Annotated in this window: 15 protein-coding genes; 12 read left to right on the top strand and 3 right to left on the bottom strand. The window is 67.4% G+C overall.

The features are described 5' to 3' along the window. Nucleotides 1-29 precede the first annotated feature (29 nt). The 5 genes from Q9R30_RS00860 (at nucleotide 30) to Q9R30_RS00840 (ending at nucleotide 6157) form a co-directional block, all read left to right on the top strand. Nucleotides 30-377, top strand: coding sequence for a molybdopterin oxidoreductase (locus Q9R30_RS00860; protein WP_139030280.1), 348 nt, complete (start codon nucleotides 30-32; stop codon nucleotides 375-377). Next, on the top strand, nucleotides 377-2941 hold the full coding sequence (gene nirB, locus Q9R30_RS00855) for a nitrite reductase large subunit NirB (protein WP_311216489.1): 2565 nt from the start codon (nucleotides 377-379) through the stop codon (nucleotides 2939-2941). Before Q9R30_RS00860 ends, nirB begins: the two co-directional genes overlap by 1 nt. Next, on the top strand, nucleotides 2938-3267 hold the full coding sequence (locus Q9R30_RS00850) for a Rieske (2Fe-2S) protein (protein ID WP_311216488.1): 330 nt from the start codon (nucleotides 2938-2940) through the stop codon (nucleotides 3265-3267). The genes nirB and Q9R30_RS00850 overlap by 4 nt, the downstream gene beginning before the upstream one ends. A 175-nt stretch (nucleotides 3268-3442) precedes the next feature. After that, nucleotides 3443-4906: an amino acid permease gene (locus Q9R30_RS00845; protein WP_311216487.1), complete on the top strand. Its 1464-nt coding sequence runs from the start codon at nucleotides 3443-3445 to the stop codon at nucleotides 4904-4906. A 195-nt stretch (nucleotides 4907-5101) separates the two neighbouring features. Continuing rightward, complete coding sequence (locus Q9R30_RS00840) at nucleotides 5102-6157, top strand: DNA polymerase IV (RefSeq protein WP_311216543.1); 1056 nt, start codon at nucleotides 5102-5104, stop codon at nucleotides 6155-6157. 116 nt (nucleotides 6158-6273) lie between these two features. Here the strand turns inward: Q9R30_RS00840 and Q9R30_RS00835 are convergent, their stop codons facing one another. Next, a complete protein-coding gene (locus Q9R30_RS00835; RefSeq protein WP_311216486.1) occupies nucleotides 6274-6450 on the bottom strand; it encodes a CsbD family protein in 177 nt (58 codons plus the stop codon). 140 nt (nucleotides 6451-6590) lie between these two features. On the opposite strand from Q9R30_RS00835, the gene Q9R30_RS00830 reads away from it, so the two are divergent. The 4 genes from Q9R30_RS00830 (at nucleotide 6591) to Q9R30_RS00815 (ending at nucleotide 10220) form a co-directional block, all read left to right on the top strand. Then, on the top strand, nucleotides 6591-7049 hold the full coding sequence (locus Q9R30_RS00830) for an SRPBCC family protein (protein ID WP_311216485.1): 459 nt from the start codon (nucleotides 6591-6593) through the stop codon (nucleotides 7047-7049). 224 nt (nucleotides 7050-7273) lie between these two features. Beyond that, a complete protein-coding gene (locus Q9R30_RS00825) occupies nucleotides 7274-8500 on the top strand; it encodes an acetyl-CoA C-acyltransferase (RefSeq protein ID WP_104998932.1) in 1227 nt (408 codons plus the stop codon). Beyond that, the gene (locus tag Q9R30_RS00820; RefSeq protein ID WP_311216484.1) at nucleotides 8500-9321 is read left to right on the top strand and encodes an enoyl-CoA hydratase/isomerase family protein; all 822 of its coding nucleotides are present in this window, start codon (nucleotides 8500-8502) and stop codon (nucleotides 9319-9321) included. The genes Q9R30_RS00825 and Q9R30_RS00820 overlap by 1 nt, the downstream gene beginning before the upstream one ends. Further along, nucleotides 9321-10220, top strand: a complete 900-nt coding sequence (locus tag Q9R30_RS00815; RefSeq protein ID WP_104998930.1) for a 3-hydroxyacyl-CoA dehydrogenase family protein — start codon at nucleotides 9321-9323, stop codon at nucleotides 10218-10220. Before Q9R30_RS00820 ends, Q9R30_RS00815 begins: the two co-directional genes overlap by 1 nt. Here Q9R30_RS00815 and Q9R30_RS00810 read toward each other — a convergent pair. After that, nucleotides 10217-10450, bottom strand: a complete 234-nt coding sequence (locus tag Q9R30_RS00810) for a DUF6480 family protein (RefSeq protein WP_104998929.1) — start codon at nucleotides 10448-10450, stop codon at nucleotides 10217-10219. The genes Q9R30_RS00815 and Q9R30_RS00810 overlap by 4 nt on opposite strands. 75 nt (nucleotides 10451-10525) lie before the next feature. Between Q9R30_RS00810 and Q9R30_RS00805 the strand changes: the two genes are divergently transcribed. Both Q9R30_RS00805 and Q9R30_RS00800 read left to right on the top strand, forming a co-directional pair. After that, a complete protein-coding gene (locus Q9R30_RS00805) occupies nucleotides 10526-11173 on the top strand; it encodes a GNAT family protein (protein ID WP_311216483.1) in 648 nt (215 codons plus the stop codon). 157 nt (nucleotides 11174-11330) lie between these two features. Next, nucleotides 11331-13385 carry a S1 family peptidase gene (locus Q9R30_RS00800; RefSeq protein WP_311216482.1) on the top strand — a complete coding sequence of 685 codons (2055 nt, stop codon included), beginning with the start codon at nucleotides 11331-11333 and terminating at the stop codon, nucleotides 13383-13385. Here the strand turns inward: Q9R30_RS00800 and Q9R30_RS00795 are convergent. Continuing rightward, nucleotides 13382-13843, bottom strand: coding sequence for a hotdog fold thioesterase (locus Q9R30_RS00795; protein ID WP_311216481.1), 462 nt, complete (start codon nucleotides 13841-13843; stop codon nucleotides 13382-13384). The two genes, Q9R30_RS00800 and Q9R30_RS00795, sit on opposite strands and share 4 nt — an antisense overlap. 145 nt (nucleotides 13844-13988) lie before the next feature. Here Q9R30_RS00795 and paaZ point away from each other — a divergent pair, with 145 nt between their 5' ends. Continuing rightward, the gene (gene paaZ, locus Q9R30_RS00790; protein ID WP_311216480.1) at nucleotides 13989-16100 is read left to right on the top strand and encodes a phenylacetic acid degradation bifunctional protein PaaZ; all 2112 of its coding nucleotides are present in this window, start codon (nucleotides 13989-13991) and stop codon (nucleotides 16098-16100) included. Nucleotides 16101-16163: the final 63 nt, after the last annotated feature.

Below are 16163 nucleotides of genomic sequence, written 5' to 3'. Positions count from 1 at the left end.
GTCTTTCCGCCGGCCGAAAGGATCTGTCCGTGATCACCAAGAACCTTTTCCTGCAAGGCATTTACCACTTCCAGGGCGTGGGCATGGAGAAGCCCGTCCCCCTGCACAGCGAGCTCTCGCACTATGTCCCGGACGGCGTGATCAACCAGGCGCTGTACTTTCGCGGCGGCAACTCGAGCAGTGAGCTGATCGCCGTGGTGCTCATGCGCAACGGCGTTCCCATGCGCTACTTCCCCATCGGCGCAAAAAGCGAGGTCCACGTTCCGCTGCGCGTGGTGGAGGACATCGACGGCGGCTCGGTGATCGAGCTGTACCTGGCGGCTCCGGAGGGCGTCCACGGATCCGTGGTGATCGACCTGGGCATGGTGGAGCACTGATGGGCAGCGTGGCGGAGAGGGTGCAGGCACCGGCGCAAGCACGGGTGCACACCCCGCCGCTCGCCAGGCCACGGTCCCGGTCCGGTGGCCGGGACAGCCGTCGGCGCCTCGTGGTCATCGGCAACGGGATGGCGGGGGCCCGGGCCGTGGAGGAGATCCTGGCCCGGGGCGGTGCGGAGCAGTTCAGCATCACCGTGTTCGGGGACGAGCCTTACGGAAACTACAACCGGATCATGCTCAGCCACGTCCTTTCCGGGGCGGAAAGCGACCAGGACATTTTCCTCAACCCGTTGTCCTGGTACCAGGACAACGGCATCACGCTGCACGCCGGGGTCCGGGCGGACAGGATCGACCGGTTCGCCAAGCAGGTGTTTTCCAGCGACGGCCGGGTGACGCCCTACGACGTCCTGGTCATCGCCACCGGCAGCCGCTCGCACATGCCCCCGATGGACGGCCTCTACACGCCCGGCGGGTCCGTGAAACAGGGAGTCTTCGGCTTCCGCACCATCGACGACACCCGCAAGATGGCTGCGCACGCGCAGCAGGAGCAGCACCGGCACGCCGTGGTGATTGGCGGCGGCCTGCTGGGGCTGGAGGCCGCCGCCGGGCTGCGCAGCTTCGGGCTGGGCGTGGACGTGGTCCACTCGGGCGGCCACCTGATGAGCGCACAGATGGGGCCCGACGGCGGGGCCGTCCTCCGGCGCAGCGTTGAGGCGCTGGGCATCGGGGTACTGACCGGCTGCCGGACCACGGCCGTGCTTGGCACGGACAGGGTGACCGGCGTTAGCCTCCGCGACAGGCCGGACATTGAGTGCGACATGGTGGTGGTGGCGGCCGGGATCCGTCCCAACGTTGACCTCGCTATCCTCAGCGGGCTCCCGGTGGAGCGGGCCATTGTGGTGGACGACAGCCTGCGGGTCCAGGACGAGGACGACATCTACGCGGTGGGGGAGTGCGTCCAGCACCGCGGCGAGGTGTACGGGCTGGTGGCCCCGCTGTGGGAGCAGGCGGTGGTGCTGGCCAACCACGTGACGGGGACGGACACGGGCGCCGCGTACCTGGGCTCGCGCACCGCCACCAAACTGAAGGTGGCCGGCGTCGAAGTGGCTTCCATGGGCCTGCACGGGCCGGAACTTGAGACGGACGAACACATCGTCTTCTCGGAGCCCAGCCGCGGGGTCTTCAAGTCCATTGTGGTCCGGGACAACAAGATGGTGGGCGCCACCCTCCTGGGGGACAGCCGCAAGGTGGCCTACCTGACCCAGGCGTTCGACCGCGGGCTGCCGCTGCCCGAGGAGCGGACCGGGCTGATGTTCGATCTTGGCACGCCCGGGGAGGAGACCGGGATTGCGGAGCTCGACGATGACGCGCAGGTCTGCAACTGCAACGGCGTCAGCAAGAAGGCCCTGGTGGGGGCGGTTAAGGGCGGCTGCACCTCGGTATCCGGGGCCATGGACGCCACCCGCGCCGGCAAGGGTTGCGGCTCCTGCAAGCTCCTGGTCAGGCAGGTGGTGGAATGGGCGGCGGACGGGGCCGTGGAGGAGGACCCGGCTGCCGCTTACTACGTCCCCGGCATCCCCCTGGACAAGCAGGCGCTGATGGCAGAGGTCCGGGCCCGCGGCCTGCGGTCAGTTTCGGCGGTGTTCCAGGCGCTGGCGCCCGGCGGCGCGGAGGACGCAAAGTCCAAGATGGGGCTCGCCTCGCTGCTCAAGATGATGCTGGCGGACCGGTACATCGACGAACGCGACGCCCGCTTCATCAACGACCGGGTCCACGCCAACATCCAGCGGGACGGCACCTTCTCCGTGGTGCCCCAGATGAAGGGCGGCGTGACGTCGGTCCAGCAGCTGCGCCGGATCGCGGACGTGGCGGAGAAGCACAACGTCCCGCTGATCAAGCTCACCGGCGGGCAGCGCATCGACCTGCTGGGGATCCGAAAGGAGGACCTGCCGCAGGTCTGGGCGGACCTGGACATGCCCTCCGGCTATGCCTACGGCAAGAGTTTCCGGACGGTGAAAACGTGCGTGGGGAAGGACTTTTGCCGCTACGGCACCGGTGACTCCACCAAGCTGGGGATCGAGATCGAATCCCGCTTCCAGGGCCTCGAGTCACCGGCCAAGCTGAAGCTCGCCGTCTCAGGCTGTCCGCGGAACTGCGCCGAGTCGCTGGTGAAGGACGTGGGCGTGGTGGCGGTGGAGGGCGGCCGCTGGGAGATCTACGTGGGCGGAGCCGCCGGTGCCCATATCCGCAAGGGAGACCTGCTGGCCACCGTGGACAGCCCGGACGAGGTGAAGGTCCTCACCGGCCGGTTCATGCAGTACTACCGGGAACAGGCCAACTGGCTGGAACGGACCTACGCCTTCGTCCCGCGGGTGGGTATCGAACACCTGCGTGCCGTCATCGTGCAGGACGCAGAAGGGATCGCCGGCCGGCTTGATGAAGCGATGCAGGCCTCGGTGGACAGCTACGTTGATCCTTGGCTGGAACGTGATGACCCGCAAACGCCGGGGCAGTTCAGGACTTCGCTGCCCCTGACCGCCCTCCCGCAGGTGCCGGTCCGATGAGCAGCGCCGGAACCACCGCCCATGTCCTGGGCCCGGTGGACCAGATTCCGCTGGGCGAGGGGCGGGCCTTCGGGGTGGGCGGCGAGCAGGTGGCCGTCTTCCGGCTGCGTGACGGTTCACTGCGGGCGGTCTCCGGCGTCTGTCCCCACCGGGGCGGGCCGGTTGCGGACGGCACCGTGGACCGGCAGGTGGTCATCTGTCCGCTGCACCAGCACGCTTTTGACCTCACCTCCGGGTGCTCCACTACCGGCGCGGAACCCCTGCGGACCTACCGGATATCCCTGGACGGGGAGCAGAACCTGGTGCTCCGGACGGCCGCGGTGTAGCGCGCGTCACGTAGCACCCCTCATCGTCTTGTAGGATGGACGAGCCGCGCGAAGCTTCGGCTTTACGGAGGATTGCGCTCACAAACGGTCGCCCCAACGGCTTAAGCCCGAATTTTGTGAGCTGGATCATGCTGTAGTCCGGATGCGGCCAACCCCCAACCCACAAGGAATCGTTGTGCCTCAAATTACCCCGACAGATCTTCAGAACCGCACGGCCCCATCCGTCGCCGTCGACCCCACTCTCAGCGCCGAGGGCTATAGCAAGACCCTGGGCCGGCGCCACGTCACCATGATCGCCATGGGCGGCGCAATCGGCGTCGGCCTCTTCATGGGTGCCGGCGGCCGCCTTGCCTCCACCGGCCCGGCCCTGATCTTCTCCTACGCCATCGCCGGCGTCATCGCCTACCTGCTCATGCGGGCCCTGGGCGAACTCATCATGTACCGCCAGACCTCCGGCTCCTTCGTGAGCTACGCCGGTGAAATGTTCGGCAAGAAGGGCGCGTTCCTGTCCGGCTGGATGTACTTCATCAACTGGGGCATGACCGGCATCGCCGAACTGATCGCCATCGGCCTGTACTTCCAGTTCTTCTTCCCGAATGTCCCCGTGGAAGCCTCCGCCATCGCCGCACTGTTGCTGCTCGTGGCAGTGAACCTGCTGAGCGTCAAGGCATTCGGTGAATTCGAATTCTGGGCTTCCTGCCTCAAGGTGGGCGCCATCCTGATCTTCCTGGCCGTGGGCACGTTCATGGTCCTCACCAACGCCCAGGTGGGCGACGGCAACGCCTCCGTAGCGAACCTGTTCGCCGCGGAAGGCGGCATGTTCCCCAAGGGCGCCCTGGTGATGGTCCTCGTCCTCAACGCCGTCATCTTCGCTTACAACGGCATTGAACTGGTGGGCATCACTGCCGGTGAAATGAAGGATCCGGAACGCGAAGTGCCCAAGGCGATCCGCGCCGTCGTCCTCCGCATTGTGGTGTTCTACGTCGGTTCCGTCCTGCTCCTTGCCATGCTGCTGCCGTCGGACCAGTACAAGGCCGGTACCTCCCCGTTCGTCACCGTTTTCGGCCAGATGGGCCTTGGCTGGGTGGGTGACGTCATGAACATGATCGTCATCACCGCCGCGCTGTCCTCCTGCAACTCCGGCCTCTACTCGATTGGCCGCGTGTTCCGCACCATGGCCAACAACGGGCACGCCCCGCAGTGGCTCACCCTGATGTCCAAGCGCCACGTGCCGTTCGCAGCCATCCTCGCCGTCGCTGCGTTCTACCTGGTGGGCATCCTGCTCAACATCTGGCTGGGCGGCTCCCACGCGTTCGACCTCGCCCTGAACACAGCCTCCATCGGCGTGATCTTCTGCTGGGGCTCCATCTTCGCCAGCCAGATCGTGCTGCGCCGCCGCAAGGGTGTCACGTCCGGCCTGCCGATGCCCGGTTCGCCGTGGACCAGCTGGGCCGGCTTGGTGGGCCTGCTGGCCATCACTGTCCTGATCGGTTTCGACACCATGACCAACAAGGCCACCGGCGAAGTGTTCTACCTGGGCCTCTGGACCCTGGGCAGCATCCCGCTCTTCGCTCTGCTCCTGTGGCTGGGCTGGCAGAAGGTCAAGAACAACGAACCGAAGAGCGAGCTGTACAGCTAACGGTTCACCCAAGCAGTACGTACGACGGCGGGACGCCCCTTGGGAGGGGAGTCCCGCCGTCGGCGTTTCCCCATCCATTGCTCCGCACCTGCCGTTATAACGTCCCAGAACGGCAGGTGCGGAGCAATGGATGGTGGGGAGCGGTGGTGCGGAGCGCGCCGCCGGGGCAGACTGGGGCCTGTGGGCGAACCCTGGGTGCTGCACGTGGACCTTGACCAGTTCATCGCGGCGGTGGAAGTGCTCCGCCGGCCCGAGCTTGCGGGCAAGGCGGTGATCGTTGGCGGCCGCGGCGATCCCGCCGAACGGGCGGTGGTGTCCACGGCGTCCTACGAAGCCCGGGCCTACGGTGTCGGCTCGGGGATGCCGCTGCGCGTCGCGGCGCGGAAAGTGCCCGACGCCGTCATCCTGCCCGTCGACCAGGAGGCCTACCTTGAGGCGTCCGAGCAGGTCATGGCGGTGCTGCGCTCGCAGCCGGGCGCTACCGTCCAGGTGCTCGGCTGGGACGAAGCGTTTGTCGGGGTGCGGACGGCGGATCCCGAGGCCTACGCCCGGCAACTGCAGCGGGCCGTCCTCGAGGAGACACGCCTGCACTGCAGCGTGGGCATCGGCGACACCCTGGTCCGCGCCAAGGTGGCGACGACGTTCGGCAAGCCGGCCGGCGTCTTCCGGCTCACGGAAGGCAATTGGCTGGACGTTATGGGAGGCCGCCCCACCATCGAGCTGTGGGGCGTGGGAACGAAAGTGTCCCAGCGCCTCGCCAAGCTTGGCATCAGGACGGTTGCCGAGCTGGCAGCGTCCAACCCTGACGATCTTGTCCCCGAGTTCGGCCCTAAGATGGGTCCCTGGTATGCGCAGCTGGGACGAGGAGACGGCGGACAGACCGTTGATGACACGCCCTGGGTGGCGCGCGGGCACAGCCGGGAAACCACCTTCCAGCGCGACCTGACCGGGCCGGGGCAGATTGACGACGCCGTCAGGGAGCTGGCAGCGCACGTGCTGGAGGATGTCGCGGCAGAGGGCCGGCCGGTGGTCGGGCTGACGCTCAAGGTCCGCTACGCGCCGTTCATCACCAAGACGTACGCCCGGAAAATCCCCGAGACCTCGGACCCGGCGGAAGTGCTCGCCCGGGTCCTGGACCTGGTGGCGAAGATCGAGCCGGGCCGCCCCGTCAGGCTCCTCGGGCTGCGGGCCGAAATGACGATGCCGGACGACTCCCGGCAGGGGCACACCCCAACCCGCAGCGGCTGGTGACGGGCCCCTGGTCCCTCAAGCGCCGGGCAAACAGAACGGCGGCGGATCCCGTGGGATCCACCGCCGTTTCGCTCTGCTGCAGCCGCCCGGTCCTCCGGGGCTGCGGCAAACGGGAGCTAGTCGCGCTTGAACTCGTCCTTGACGCTTTCGCCGACCTTCTTGGCGTCAGCCTTGACCTGGTCCGCCTGGCCTTCGGCCTTCAGGCGGTCAATATCGGTGGCGTTGCCGGCCGCTTCCTTGGCCTTGCCGCCCATGTCTTCCGCTGCGTTACTGATCTTGTCTCCGAGGCCCATGGTGGTGGCCTCCTTTCGTTTCCGTTGATCAAACAATGCATTTTCACAGTAACACGAAGCATGCTTACTAATTCAAGTCCCCTGACACCGCCGCGGGCGGCTCCTGTTGATTCTCCGTAGCCGCCGCTAGGCTCGAAACCATGGACCACAGCCTCAGCCTCACCCAGCACATCCAGGCGTCACCCGAGAAAGTCTGGTCCGTCATCACGGACATCCCGGGCTCCGCGGCCACCCTCTCCGGCGTGGACTCGGTCCAGCTCCTCACGGACGGCCCCTATGGTGAGGGAATCCGCTGGAAGGAGACGCGGAAGATGCTGGGCAAAGCGGAAACGGTGGAGATGTGGGTGGCGGAAGCTGAGCGGAACCGCAGCACCACCGTCAAGGCCGTCCAGGGCGGCGCGGACTACACCACGCGCTTCAGCCTGGCTCCGCGCGACGGCGGAACGGACCTCACCCTCACCTTCGGCGCCGAGGTCATTAAGCCCACCCTGGCCAGCAGGATCATGATGCTGCTGTTCGGCAGGATGGGCATGGCAGCCACCCGCAAAGCCCTGGCCAAGGACCTCACGGAGATAGCGGCGAAGGCGGAAACGCTGTAGCGGCCGGGCGCATCCCGCGGGCGGGCAGCCCTGGTGGGCGTCGCCCGGTATCCACGGATCACCCCTCCGTGTACTATTTACAGAACGAACGGTCGGTAAGTGGACCCAACTGGGTAGCGCTAAGTGTCGTTTTGGACGCTCAAAACGACACTTAGCGCTACCTGGTTGGGATGGCGCTACGGACCGCAGATGACAGTGCCGTTTATCGCGTGAAGGGTGTTTCCATGGCTGCAACCGCAGGTCCGCAGGCTTTCCTTGTTGGCGGAGTCCGAACGCCGGTGGGCAGATACGGCGGGGCGCTCTCGTCGGTCCGCCCCGATGACCTGGCCGCCCTGGTGCTCCGGGAAGCGGTCAACCGGGCCGGACTGGACCCGGACAGCATTGACGAGGTCATCCTGGGCAATGCCAACGGAGCCGGCGAAGAGAACCGCAACGTGGCCCGGATGGCAACCCTGCTGGCCGGGCTTCCCCTCCATATCCCCGGGATCACGGTGAACCGGCTCTGCGCCTCCGGCCTCAGCGCCATCATCCAGGCCAGCCACATGATCAAGGCCGGAGCTGCGGACATCGTCATCGCCGGCGGCGTGGAATCGATGAGCCGGGCGCCGTGGGTCCAGGAAAAGCCGACCGCCGCCTTTGCGAAGCCCGGGCAGATTTTCGACACCTCCATCGGCTGGCGCTTCACCAACCCGCTGTTCCACAAGGGCGGGCTGTCCCGGGACGGCAAGATGACCTACTCCATGCCGGAGACCGCCGAAGAAGTGGCCCGTGTGGACAACATTTCCCGTGAGGACGCCGACGCCTTCGCCGTCCGATCCCACCAGCGGGCCCTGGACGCCATCGCGGCGGGGCGGTTCAAGGACGAAATCGTTCCCGTCACCGTCAGGACCCGCAAGGCCGAGAATGTCGTGGACACTGATGAAGGCCCCCGTGAAGGCACCACCCTGGACGTCCTCGCCGGACTGAAGCCGGTAACCCACGGCGGGTCAGTGGTCACTGCAGGCAACTCCTCCTCCCTCAACGACGGCGCCTCCGCGATCATCGTTGCCTCGGAAGCGGCCATCGAACGGCTGGGACTAACGCCCCGCGCGCGGATCATCGACGGCGCCTCGGCAGGCTGTGAACCGGAGATCATGGGCATCGGCCCGGTGCCTGCCACGCAGAAGGTCCTCAAGCGCAGCGGCCTCAGCGTAGGCGACCTTGCCGCCGTCGAACTTAACGAAGCCTTTGCCACGCAGTCCCTTGCCTGCATCCGGCGCCTTGGCCTGGAACAGGACATAGTGAACAACGACGGCGGCGCGATCGCCCTGGGGCACCCGCTGGGTTCCAGCGGGGCACGGATCGCCATCACCCTGCTGGGACGCATGGAGCGCGAGGACGCCCGGATCGGCCTGGCCACCATGTGCATCGGCGTGGGCCAGGGCACTGCGATGCTGCTGGAGAAGGTCTGATGCCCGGGGCCGTGGACCTGGCCGCGGAGAAGTTCCACGCCCTCCTGGTGGAGGAACGCGGCGACCGGGTGGTGGTGCTGCTCAACCGGCCCGAGGTGCGCAACGCGATCGACCAGCAGATGGTGGACGAGCTGCACGTGGTCTGCACGGCGCTGGAACAGAACCCCAAGGTGCTGATTATTGCCGGCGTGGACGGGGTGTTTGCCTCCGGCGCGGACATCGGCCAGCTGCGTGGGCGGCGCCGGGACGACGCCCTGCAGGGCATCAATTCAACCATCTTCGTCCGGATCGCCAGGCTGCCCATGCCGGTCATCGCGGCACTCGACGGCTACTGCCTGGGCGGTGGGGCGGAACTCGCGTACGCCGCCGACTTTAGGATCGGAACCCCCGGTGTCCGCATCGGCAACCCCGAGACCGGGCTGGGAATCCTCGCCGCTGCGGGTGCCAGCTGGCGGCTGAAGGAACTGGTGGGGGAACCGGTGGCCAAGCAGATCCTGTTGGCCGGCAAGATCCTTGGGGCCGACGAAGCCCTGGCCGTGAACCTCATTACCGAGGTCCACGAGCCGGCGGGCCTCCTGGACGCCGCGCACAACCTGGCGGACAGGATCGGCCGGCAGGATCCCCTGGCCGTTCGCATCACCAAGTCCGTGTTCCACGCCCCTGCGGAAGCACACCCCCTGATCGACCAGCTGGCCCAGGGCATCCTCTTCGAATCCGAGGCCAAGTTCGACAGGATGCAGGCGTTCCTGAACAAGAGCGCAGCCAAGAACGCCGAGAGCGCAGCCAAGAACGCCGACGCCGAGACCGGAGAAAAGAACTGATGAACACACCGCAACCTGCCCCCGGCCTGCCGTCTGGCCTTCCCGTCTTCGTCGGTGTCCTGGGCGGCGGCCGCATGGGCGCCGGCATTGCCCATGCCTTCCTGGTCAAAGGTGCCGACGTGCTGGTGGTGGAGCGCGACGACCGGTCCGCGGAGGCTGCCCGGGAGCGGGTGGAATCGGCCGCTGCCAAGAGCATCGAGCGGGGCATGGCGGACGCGAACCTGGATGAGATGGCGTCCCGGCTCACTGTCGGCGTGGACTACGACGCTTTCGCGGACCGGCAGCTGGTGGTGGAAGCCGTCCCGGAGGACTGGGACCTGAAAGTCGCCTCGCTGCGCGGAATCGAGGAGCGGCTGGCCGACGACGCCTATCTCGCCTCCAACACGTCATCGCTCTCCGTGAACGGGCTGGCCGGCGAACTGAAGCGGCCAGCCAACTTCCTGGGCCTTCACTTCTTCAATCCGGTCCCGGCGTCCACGCTCATCGAAGTGGTGCTGGGCGAGCGCACGTCCCCCGAACTTGCCGCCGCCGCGAAAGGGTGGGTTGAGGCACTCGGCAAGACCGCCGTCGTCGTCAACGATGCCCCGGGATTCGCTTCCTCGCGGCTCGGCGTGGCCATCGCCCTCGAGGCGATGCGCATGGTGGAGGAGGGCGTAGCGTCCGCTGAGGATATCGACGCCGCCATGGTCCTGGGCTACAAGCACCCCACCGGGCCGCTGCGGACCACGGACATTGTGGGCCTGGATGTCCGGCTGGGCATCGCCGAGTACCTGCACTCAACGCTGGGGGAGCGCTTCGCTCCGCCCCGGATCCTCAAGGACAAGGTGGCCCGGGGGGAACTGGGACGGAAGTCCGGCAAGGGCTTCTTCGACTGGCCCGGCCAGGCAACTGCGGGCTAGTCGAAAAGCCCGACGATGTAGCCGATGAAGTACAGGAGGAACAGCAGCACGCCAGCCCCGATGGCTCCTAGCCAAAAGACCTGCTGCCCCTTCCCGGACCCCTTCTGCCGGGGTTCCTGGGTGCCTGCCACCGACCCTTCACCGGGAGGCGTTTCGCCCGGCGGCACTCCGCCGCCGGGCTCCAGGCCTGTGATCTTGTCGTCCTCCGGGTCCGGATTGGTACCTGACACGTAAACTCCCTCGCTCGCCGTCCTGATGCTGTCCCCAGCGTAACCGGCACTGGTGGTTGCACCTAGGCTGGTGCAGTGACTTTCCTGGAACCCCTTAGCCTGACTGGCACATATGTAACCTTGGAACCCTTGTCCGGGGACCACCACGACGGCCTGGTGGACGCGGCCCTGGACGGTGAGCTGTGGCGGCTCTGGTACACCTCGGTGCCTTCGCCCGAAGGGATGGCCGAGGAGATCGAGCGGCGGCTCGCCCTGCAGGAATTGGGCTCCATGCTGCCGTTCACCACCAGGCTGACCGATCCATCCACCGGAGGCCCCGGGCGGATCATCGGCATGACCACCTATATGAATATCGACGCCGGTACTCCCCGGCTGGAGATCGGCTCCACGTGGAACGCGGCGTCCGTCCATGGCACCGGCACGAACCCCGAGTCCAAGCTGCTGCTCCTGCGGCACGCGTTTGAGGTACTTGGCTGCCCTGCCGTGGAGTTCCGGACGCACTGGCTGAACCACCAGTCGCGGGAGGCCATCGCCCGGCTTGGTGCCAAGCAGGACGGCGTGCTCCGCAGCCACTCCCGGACCCGCGACGGGCTGCTGCGCGACACGGCGGTATTCTCCATCCTGGAGCATGAATGGCCCATGGTCCGGGCCGGCCTGGAGTACAGGCTGGCCCGGCGGGGCCGGGGCTGGACAACGTCCGGACCAGCGCGTCAAGAGGTATAACCACCTGTGTGGCGTGCGACTCCTGTGGCTAGTGTGATTAACTTTGCCAATGAGGAAACCCGGCGGACCCATGGACTGGGAGGGTGCTGTCAACGCGTGTTGCCGAGCTGGATTCCGTGCTGGCCCTCTGCGAAGCAGCCTGCGTAAAGGAACCACAATGAGAACCGGCACAGCATTCCGCCGAGGAAAGCGCGGTGTTGCCGTGGGCGCCGCCGCCGGCGTCCTCGCCGCGTCCACCCTGGGTTACGCTCCCGGCTGGGCCATGGCGGAGGCGGAGGACGCAACACCGCCGGCCCCGGCTGCAACGTCCGGCGCTGCTGCCGCCACGCCGGCTCCCGAGCCGGGGAGCACCGGGCTTACGGAAGCGGGCCTCGCCGACGCCGTCCTGCGTGACTTGGGCCTCACCCTGGAGCAGTTCAATGCGGCGGGGGAGCTGGGAAGCCGGGCAGCAGCTGCTGCCGGCCAGCTGCGCGGCGTCCCCGGCTATTCAGGCATCAGGCTGCAGGACAACAAAATCATCGTGAGTGGCGCGGGGGCCGAGCTGCAGCTGGCCGTCGACCGATTGTCCGGCGTCGTGGCCGGGCTCTCCCTTGAAGCGCCTGGCACTGGAGGGCCGCAGCCCGCACCTGCTCCGGCTCCTTCGCTGACGGCCGCTCCCGGGTCCCAACTTGCGCTGAGCACCGAACAGCTTTTCCAGGCCTACCTGCGCGAGGTCGGAACCACCGGCCTTCAGGCAGTGGTCTATTCCGGGGGCAAATTCGTCATCCGAACGGGCAGCATCGCCGCAGCCGAATCAACGCGGGACACGGGCGGAACGCCGTCCACCCCGCCCGGAGAGCTGGAGACTACTGCCGCCCCCGGCAAGATCTCGCCGTCGGAATTCGTCGCGAGGTACGCCAACGTAGTGCTCGACGGCGGCGCGCCCCTTAAGCCTGAGGCGGACGTCCCGGGCGGGGTGGGTTATCAAACCGACAACCGCGCCATCTGCTCCACAGGGTTTTCCGCGTTTGATCCCTCGGGCCTGCCCGCAGTCCTCACCGCGGGGCACTGTACGGATGACGGCGTGGCCAGCACGGCGGAACTGTTGCTTCAGGGCGTGCCCGCCGGGCCCTTGGGTACCTTCCAGTTCAGCCAGCTGGGCGGGCCCGGCAACTCGAGGGTGCTGGACCCCAACATTCCCACGGACCAGGACGGCGCGGCACTTACGGACCCCGGCAACGTGGGAACCGACGTTGCGGTAGTCGGAGCGCTCAGCCCTGGCCAGGATCCGTTGCCGGCTGCCAGCACGCATGGTGACGCGCGGCAGCCGGGCCCGGACGTCAAAATCATCGGCACTGCCAGCCCTGTGGTGGGCATGGAGGTGTGCCGTTCGGGATGGAGAACGGGATGGTCCTGCGGAACCGTGAGCGCCGTGGGGATCTTCCTGGTGGGAGGACCCGCCTACCCCGCCGACCCAACCGATGTCCGCGCCTTCAACGGTTTCCTGTCCTACGACGTGCAATCCAGCGGCGGTGACTCCGGCGGTCCGTGGATCAGCGGAAACTACGCGGTAGGAACGCACAGCGCCGGCGACGATCCCCGGCCCAACGAACCCGCACCCGCCAACTTCGCCGTGGCGGCCACGCTGGACGAATCGCTGGAGGTCCTGCCCGGCTACCAGCTGGAGCTCTTCCTCAACAGGCCACTGGTTTCCTCGCCTGCGCCCGGCGGCACGTACGGGTCCGGGCAGGTCATCAGCGGAAACATTCCCGCTGCCCCGGCCTCGGCCATTGCTGCCGGATCCACGGTCCGGATTACCATCCAGGGGCAGGAACCGTTCGAGGTCCCCGTGAATGCCGACGGAAGCTGGAGTTTCACGGCACCGGACAGCAGGCAGACGCTCAGGTTCACCGCGGAGACGGTCAACGGTTTCAGCGCCTCGGGCGCCGCAGGCTTCGAGTTTGCCACTGCTGCCCCGGCGGAACCCGTCTCTTCCGCAACGGATCCAGCCCCGGCGGGCGATGGTGCCGCCGTCGTACCCGGTCCGGCGCCCACCCCTCCTGCCGGCCTGGCGGATGCCGGCGGCAACGCACGGGACGGAGCGGGCAGGGGCGACCTCGCCCGCACTGGCGCCAATGCCCTCCCGGCGGCGGGCGCGGCCGCGGCGGCCATCGCGGCCGGCGCGGTGCTCATGCTGCTGGTCCGGCGCCGGAGGCAGCCCACCCGGGACTAGCCTTCGGCAGCGGGCTTCTTGTGGCGCCGCATCAGGAGATTGGTGATGCGGAGGGTGCAGAGCCGCTGGCCGGCCTCGTTGGTGATGAGCACCTCGTGGGTGGTGAGCGTACCGCCCAGGTGGATGGGCGTGGCCGTGATGGTGACCTGCCCTTCCCGCGCGGAGCGGTGGTGGGTGGCCGAGACGTCCACGCCCACCGCCGTCTTGCCCAGGGTGCTCGCGTGTATCACCGCCGCCCAGGAACCCACCGCTTCCCCCACGGCCAGGGACGCGCCGCCGTGGAGCAGCCCGAAAGACTGCCGGTTGCCCTCCACCGGCATGGTGGCCACCACGCGCTGGACCGACTCCTCGACGATCTTCACGCCCATCTTCTCGTCCAGCTCCCCGAGGGTGATCTTCCACTGCTCGTGCGCAGGGGGCTGGTTCTCGGCAGCATCCATGGGTGACGGGGCGCTCATACAATCTCCTTTGGGTGGCCGAATTCAGTCCTGGCCTTCTAGTGTGCAGCACGGCACTTCATGTATGGTGAATATATTACCGAACGGACGGTCAGTAATCATTGGCCGCTTCTGTCTGCCCCCATGTTGGAAGGACCCGTGAACGATGACCACCACTGCCACAGCTCCCCAGGCCACGGTCGACACCGTGGAGACAGTGCCCAGCTTCATCATGGATTCCTGGTGGACTCCCGACGCCGGATCGGCCGGGTCCGCGACGCCCGTCAGGGATGCGAGCACGGGGGAGATCCTGGCCAAGGTGAGCACCGAAGGGCTGGACCTGGCTGCGGTCGTGGACTACGGCCGCACCACCGGCCAGCAGGAGCTCGGCCGGTTCACCTTCCACCAGCGTGCCCTCAAGCTGAAGGAGCTCGCCCAGTACCTCAATGCCCGGCGCGAGCACTTCTACGCCTTCTCGGCCCAGACGGGCGCCACCAAGGTGGACTCCATGATCGATATCGACGGCGGCATCGGCGTGCTCTTCACGTTCGGTTCCAAGGGCCGACGCGAACTGCCCAACTCGCAGGTGGTGGTGGACGGCCCCATGGAGGTCCTGTCCAAGGACGGCTCCTTCGCCGGCGAACACATCTACACCCGCATCCCCGGCGTCGCCGTGCAGATCAACGCCTTCAACTTCCCGGTCTGGGGCATGCTGGAAAAGTTCGCCCCGGCCTTCCTCGCCGGCGTCCCCACCATCGTCAAGCCCGCAACGCCCACCGGCTACGTGGCGGCCGCAGTGGTTAAGGCCATCGTCGAATCGAACATCCTGCCCAAGGGCTCCCTGCAGCTGATCTCCGGCTCCGTCCGCGGGCTGCTGGACGTCCTGGACTACCGCGACCTGGTGGCCTTCACCGGCTCCGCATCCACCGCGCTTTCCCTGAAGGCCCATCCCAACGTGGTCCAGGGCGGGGTCCGCTTCACTTCCGAGACGGACTCCCTGAACGCCGCCATCCTTGGCCCGGACGCGATGGAGGGGACGCCTGAATTCGATGCCTTCGTAAAATCGGTGGTCACGGAAATGACGGCGAAGGCAGGGCAGAAGTGCACCGCCATCCGCCGCGCCATCGTGCCGCAGGAGCTGGTTGCTGCCGTCTCAGCGGCCATCGGCAAGCGGATCTCCGAGCGCGTTGTCCTGGGCGATCCGCGGGCCGACGGCGTCACCATGGGTGCCCTCGCTTCGGTGGAGCAGCTCCAGGACGTCCGCGCCGCCGTCCAGTCGATGCTCGACGCCGGCGGTGAGCTTGCGTACGGAACGCTCGATTCGCCGTCGGTCACCTCCGCCGACGGAACCACCGGCGTGGTGGACGGCGGGGCGTTCATGGCGCCCGTCCTCTTGAACTGGCAGGACCCCGAGGCCGAGGAAGTGCACTCACTCGAGGCGTTCGGTCCCGTTTCGTCCGTGATCGGGTACAAGGACATTCCCGACGCCGTCCGCCTCGCCGCCCGCGGCGGCGGCTCCCTGGTGGCCTCGGTCTGCACCAACGATCCTTCCGTGGCCCGCGAACTTGTCACGGGAATCGCGGCGCACCACGGCCGTGTCCTGATGCTCAACCGCGAGGACGCACGTTCGTCCACCGGACACGGCTCGCCCGTGCCGCACCTGGTCCACGGCGGACCGGGACGCGCCGGCGGCGGCGAGGAACTGGGCGGCATCCGTTCGGTGATGCACCACATGCAGCGCACCGCCATCCAGGGCTCGCCGAACATGCTCACCGCCGTCACCGGCGTGTGGCACACCGGCGCGGACCGCAACTTCACCTTGGAAACCGAGGGGACCCACCCGTTCCGGAAGTCGCTGGAGACGCTGCGGATCGGGGATGCCGTCCGCTCGGAGCTGCGGAAGGTCACCCTGGAGGACATCACCGCTTTTGCCAACTCCACCGGCGACACGTTCTACGCCCACACCAACCAGGAGGCCGCGGAAGCCAACCCGTTCTTCCCGGGCATCGTGGCCCACGGGTACCTGCTGCTCAGCTGGGCGGCCGGGCTCTTTGTGGAGCCTGCCCCGGGGCCGGTCCTGGCCAACTATGGGCTGGAAAGCCTGCGGTTCATCACTCCGGTGGCCGCAGGCGATTCGATCCGGGTGACCCTCACGGCCAAGAAGATCACCCCCCGCGAAACCGACGAATACGGCGAGGTGGCGTGGGACGCCGTGCTCACGAACCAGAACGACGAGATCGTGGCCACCTACGACGTCCTCACCCTCGTGGAGAAGTAGCCCGCCCCCGCGGACGCTCTCTCACTTAACGCGGGTTTTCCCCGGACGCTCTATCACCTAACG

Source organism: Arthrobacter sp. AB6, from assembly GCF_031844545.1.
Classification (GTDB): Bacteria; Actinomycetota; Actinomycetes; order Actinomycetales; family Micrococcaceae; genus Arthrobacter.
Note: the sequence above shows the minus strand (reverse complement) of the source record. Positions and strands in the feature narration are given on the sequence as shown.